This is a genomic window from Photobacterium sp. R1, from assembly GCF_054600795.1.
The window spans coordinates 1-253 of the sequence record NZ_BAAHZP010000753.1; the positions used below are offsets into that span (position 1 = coordinate 1).

At 51.8% G+C, this 253-nt stretch carries 1 protein-coding gene; it reads right to left on the reverse strand.

Annotated elements, in window-relative coordinates:
* Positions 1-253, reverse strand: a 253-nt coding sequence (locus ACYP03_RS27095; protein ID WP_459782818.1) for a VOC family protein, incomplete at both ends; no start/stop codon positions are given.

Below are 253 nucleotides of genomic sequence, written 5' to 3' on the forward strand. Positions count from 1 at the left end.
CGGGAAAACGCGCATCCAGAGCCATTTTTAATTCCTCTGTGGTTGACGCCTGACAAGGCACGACAAACTCAACATGCTCCCACCCCTGAACCGGGTATGTTTTATCGCCCGGATAAGGCAGTTCAAGTGCTTCAATCTGCCATTGACCCGCTAGCACAGGCTGATGAAAACCAATCACAACAATAGGCCGGCCATTGATCACATTGGTTGACCACTCTTCACCGTGTGCCAGCCATGCCTGATGCAATGCCGT